This window comes from Streptosporangium sp. NPDC000095 (genome assembly GCF_042899335.1).
GTDB lineage: Bacteria > Actinomycetota > Actinomycetes > Streptosporangiales > Streptosporangiaceae > Streptosporangium.
On record NZ_JBIAZS010000043.1, the window covers coordinates 1 to 4,615 of the forward strand.

At 70.2% G+C, this 4,615-nt stretch carries 1 protein-coding gene; it reads left to right on the forward strand.

All coding sequences use genetic code 11. The features are described from left to right. Positions 1–4,615, forward strand: a 4,615-nt coding sequence (locus ACFY3V_RS39635; RefSeq protein ID WP_389780465.1) for a beta-ketoacyl synthase N-terminal-like domain-containing protein, incomplete at both ends; no start/stop codon positions are given.

The following is a 4,615-nucleotide window of genomic DNA, read 5'->3' on the forward strand; positions in this document are numbered from 1 at the left end:
CGGAGTCGGTGGAGGTGCGCCGGGAGTTTCGGGAGTTGGGTTTCGACTCGTTGACCTCGGTGGAGTTGCGTAATCGGTTGAACGCGGCGACCGGGTTGAGGCTGCCGGCGACGTTGGTGTTCGATTATCCGACTCCGGTGGTGTTGGCGGAGTTCCTGCTGGGTGAGCTGCTCGGCGAGCGAGCCGACGTGATCATCCCCGCGTCCGTGATGCCGGTGGCCGACGACCCGATCGTGATCGTGGGCATGGCATGCCGTTATCCGGGCGGGGTGTCCTCGCCGGAGGATCTGTGGCGGTTGGTGGCCGAGGGCGGGGACGGGATCTCGTCGTTCCCGACGACGCGCGGCTGGGATCTGGCCGCTTTCTACAGCCCGGACCGCGAGAGGCCCGGCACCAGTTACGTACGTGAGGGTGGCTTCCTGCACGAGGCCGGGGAGTTCGATCCGGGGTTCTTCGGGATCTCGCCGCGTGAGGCGCTCGCGATGGACCCGCAGCAGCGCCTGCTGCTGGAGACCACCTGGGAGGCGATCGAGCGGGCGGGCATGGACCCGATCTCGCTGAAGGGCAGCCGCACCGGCGTGTTCGCCGGAGTGTCGTATCACGACTACGCGTCCAGCGTGGAGTTCCCGCCGGATGTGATGAGCTTCTTCGGTACCGGCAACGCGGGGAGCGTGCTGTCGGGGCGGATCTCGTACACGCTGGGGCTGGAAGGTCCCGCGATGACGGTGGACACCGCCTGCTCGTCCTCGCTGGTGGCGATGCATCTGGCGGCGCAGGCGCTGCGTTCGGGTGAGTGCTCGCTCGCGGTGGCCGGTGGTGTGACGGTGATGGCGTCGCCGGGTGCGTTCATCGACTTCAGTGCGCAGGGCGGGCTGGCCGGCGACGCGCGGTGCAAGGCGTTCGCCGACGCGGCGGACGGCACGAGCTGGTCCGAGGGCATCGGGGTGCTGGTGCTGGAGCGGCTGTCGGACGCGCGCCGCAACGGCCACGAGGTGCTCGCGGTGATGCGCGGGTCGGCGGTGAACCAGGACGGCGCGTCGAACGGCCTGACCGCGCCGAACGGTCCTTCGCAGCAGCGGGTGATCCGCCAGGCGCTCGCCGGCGCCGGACTGTCGTCGGCCGACGTGGACGTGGTGGAGGCGCACGGGACCGGTACCACGCTGGGTGACCCGATCGAGGCGCAGGCGCTGCTCGCGACCTACGGTCAGGATCGGCCGGAGGATCGGCCGCTGCTGCTGGGTTCGATCAAGTCGAACATCGGGCACACACAGGCGGCGGCCGGTGTGGCGGGTGTGATGAAGATGGTGCTCGCGATGCGGCACGGGGTGCTGCCTCGGACGTTGCACGTGGACGCGCCGTCGTCGCATGTGGACTGGTCGGCCGGTGCGGTGAGGTTGCTGACCGAGTCGACGCGGTGGCCGCAGGTGGAGCGGCCGTGGCGTGCGGGGGTGTCGTCGTTCGGGATCAGTGGCACCAACGCGCACGTGATCATCGAACAGGGGCCGGAGGCGCCGGAACCCGAAGAGGTTTCGCGGAGCGAGGCACCTGCGGGTGTGCTGCCGGTGGTGGTGTCGGGTCGTACGGTGGAGGCGTTGCGGGCGCAGGCCGGGCGGTTGGCGTCGTTCCTGGAGGGTGAGCCCGGTCTGGGGCTGGCCGATGTGGCGTTCTCACTGGCGACAACGCGGTCGGCGTTCGAGCATCGGGCGGTGGTGGTCGGCGACCGTGAGAGCGTGTCGGCCGGGCTGGGTGCGCTGGCCGGGGACCTGCCGGGTGCGGGTGTGGTGCGCGGGGTGGCAGCGGGTGAACCGAAGCTGGCGTTCCTGTTCACCGGTCAGGGTAGCCAGCGCGCCGGGATGGGCCGGGAGCTGTACGACCGTTTCCCGGTGTTCGCGACGGCGCTGGACGAGGTGATCGCGAAGCTGGATCCGCTGCTGGAGAAGTTCGAGGGGGAGCCGGACCGCGAGGCGGCCGAGCATTACCGGAGTCGCTCGTTGCGTGAGGTGGTGTTCGCCGAGCCGGGGTCGGTGGAGGCGGGGTTGCTGGATCGGACGGGGTGGGCGCAGCCTGCGTTGTTCGCGGTGGAGACGGCGTTGTTCCGGTTGGTGTCGTCGTGGGGGATCCGGCCTGATGTGCTGGCCGGTCATTCGGTCGGGGAGATCGCGGCTGCGCATGTGGCGGGGGTGTTGTCGCTGGCGGATGCGTGTGTGTTGGTGGCGGGTCGGGCGCGGTTGATGCAGGCGTTGCCTGCCGGTGGGGCGATGGTGTCGGTGGCGGCTTCCGAGGAGCAGGTCGCCGAGCTGCTGGTGGGGCGGGAGAAGGAGGTGTCGGTCGCGGCGGTGAACGGCCCGTCCTCGGTGGTGGTCTCCGGGGTGGAGGAGGCGGTGCTTGAGGTGGCCGCGGCTCTGGAGGAGCGGGGGATCAGGACGAAGCGGTTGCGGGTGTCGCATGCGTTCCATTCGCCGTTGATGGATCCGATGCTGGAGGAGTTCCGGGCGGTGGCGGGGTCGCTGACCTACGGTGCGCCGCGGATTCCGGTCGTGTCGACGTTGACCGGGGAGTTGGCGACGGCGGAGCGGTTGTGTTCGCCGGAGTACTGGGTGGAGCAGGTGCGTGGCGCGGTTCGCTTCGCCGACGGCGTCCGTACGCTGCACGCTCAGGGGGTTCGGGCGTATCTGGAGCTGGGCCCCGACGGGGTGCTCGCCGCGATGGCGTCCGACACCATCGCCGAGTTTGCCGGTTCCGATCCGAGGGCCGAGGGCTCTTCTGTCGCGTTCGCGGGTGAAACGGGCGCGGTGGCGGTGCCGGTGCTGCGCGGGGACCGGGACGAGCAGTCGGCGATCATGACGGCTCTCGCCGAGCTGCACGTGCGTGGCGTGGCGATCGGTTGGGAGGCGGTGCTCGCGGGCGGGCGCCGGGTGGCGCTGCCGACCTATGCCTTCCAGCACCAGTGGTTCTGGCCGAGTGTCGGGCGAATCGCGGATGCTCGCGGTCTGGGACAGGAGGCGGCGGGCCATCCGCTGCTGAGCGCGGCCGTGGGCCTGGCCGATTCCGGTGACGCGCTGCTGACGGGACGGTTGTCGCTGCGGTCGCATCCGTGGCTGGCGGATCACGCGGTGGGCGGGATGGTGATCTTCCCGGGTACCGGCTTCCTGGAGCTGGCGATCCGCGCGGGTGACCAGGTCGGCTGCGACCTGGTCGAGGAGCTGACCCTGACCACGCCGCTGGTGCTGGGTGAGGACGACGCGGTTGCGGTGCAGGTGCGGGTGGGGCCGGCCGAGGAGTCGGGTCGGCGTGAGGTGAGCGTCCATGCCCGGCCGGCCGATGCCGGTGATCACGATGGCTGGGTGCGGCATGCCTCGGGTGTGCTGGCGAGCGGCGGTCACGTCGGGGAAGACCGAGGGCAGGTCACGGGGACCGGTGGCGAGGTCGTCACGCGTTTCGAGACGGATGTGTGGCCGCCGCGGGGTGCGTCGGTGATCGAGTTGGACGGGGTGTATGAGGGGTTGGCTGAGGGTGGGTTGGAGTATGGGCCGGTTTTTCGGGGGTTGAGGAGGGCGTGGCGGGGTTCTGAGGGTGAGGTGTTCGCGGAGGTTGTGCTGCCTGAGCAGGTGGTGTCGGGTGCGGGGTCGTTCGGGGTGCATCCGGCGTTGTTGGATGCGGTGTTGCATGCGGTGCCGTTTGTGGGGTTGGACGAGGCTGAGGGTGGGCGGTTGCCGTTCTCGTGGGGTGGGGTGTGTTTGCATGCGGGTGGGGCGTCGGAGTTGCGGGTGCGGTTGGTGAGGACTCGGGGTGATGCGGTTTCTGTGGTGGCGGTGGATGGGGGTGGGGGTTTGGTGGTGTCGGCGCGGTCGTTGGTGTTGCGGCCGGTGGCGTCGGAGGTGTTGGCCGCTTCTGGTGGGGGTGCGGGTAGGGATGCTTTGTTCCAGGTGGAGTGGACGTCGTCGGTGGATCTCCCGGCAGCTGACGCGCTCCCGACGGCGATACTCGGCCAGGACGTTCTGGACATCACCCGCGCTTGGCAGGCGACCGGACGAGCGGCCTCCACTCATGTGGATCTGGCGTCGCTGGTTGAGGCGGGGCCGGTGCCGGGTGTGGTGCTGATGGAGGCCGTCTCGGATCCGGCGGGCGAAGTGGTGGAGTCGGCGCATGCGCTGACCGCTCGCGTTCTGGACGTGGTGCAGGGGTGGCTGGCCGATGACCGGTTCGCCGATTCGCGTCTGGTGGTGGTGACCAGGGAAGCGGTGACGGCAGGGGACGGCGAGGTGGTGGCCGACCTGGCGGCCGCGGCGGTGTGGGGTTTGGTGCGCTCCGCGCGGCTGGAGAATCCTGACCGGTTCGTACTGGTGGACGTGGACGGACGGGAGTCTTCGCTGTCGGCACTGCCCGGTGTGCTCGCCGGGGTGCTGGCCTCGGGTGAGCCGCAGGTGGCGGTGCGCGATGGTGAGGTGCGGGTGGCGCGGCTGGCGCGGTTGGCCCCCGGCTCTCACCCTGACGGGGAGGCGAGCGGAGTCTGGAACCCCGAGGGGACGGTGTTGATCACTGGTGGTACGGGTGGTCTGGGGGGTTTGTTCGCGCGGCATGTGGTGGCCGAGCGTGGGGTGCGGCGTCTGCTGCT